The sequence below is a fragment of the Candidatus Infernicultor aquiphilus genome (assembly GCF_002784285.1).
GTDB lineage: Bacteria > Atribacterota > Phoenicimicrobiia > Phoenicimicrobiales > Phoenicimicrobiaceae > Infernicultor > Infernicultor aquiphilus.
On record NZ_PFKO01000337.1, the window covers coordinates 7,472 to 8,117 of the forward strand.

Consider the following 646-nt stretch of genomic DNA (forward strand, 5'->3'; position numbering starts at 1 on the left):
ATCGAGTAATTCCTGATACTCTGACTTTGCATCACTTAAATAAGTTATTCCGCCACCGCTTTTATAAAGCAGTATATTGTTAATTTTCTCAATAAATCTTATCATCACTGCACTTGTTAAATTTTTTCCATCAAAATATCCAAACACTCCAGTGTAAAATCCCCTTGGTGAATTCTCAGCAGAGTGAATGATTTCCAAAGTTTTCTTTTTAGGTGCCCCGCTAATTGAGCCGGCAGGAAGGAGGTTAAAAATAATATCACCCAAATGCTCTTTGAAATTAACAGGTAAATCCCCTGTTATTTTTGAACTGATTTGAATTATTGATTTTTGATTTGTTTTTATTAACTCAGAATACCTGAACTTGGCAACTCTAACATCATTAGAAACAATACTTAAATCATTTCTAATCAAATCAACAATTGTGATATGTTCAGCTTTCTCCTTTTCATCGCTCATTATTAATTCCTCAGCGTTTTTAATAGAAGCATCAATCGTTCCTTTCATTGGGAAAGAAGAAATTTTATTGCCTGTAATTTCAACAAATATTTCAGGAGAAAAAACAACAAACTGATCTTTGTAATATAACTTAAACCTTGCTTGGCTCAATTCGAAAATTTGTTTGAGAGTAAGGTTTATATTGATTTCA

The 646-nt window shown here is 31.6% G+C and carries 1 protein-coding gene; it reads right to left on the reverse strand.

Features of this window, described 5'->3' with window-relative positions; genetic code table 11:
• Positions 1 to 646 (reverse strand): aminodeoxychorismate synthase component I (locus COZ07_RS09390; protein WP_406608304.1); only part of this gene is annotated, 646 nt, incomplete at both ends.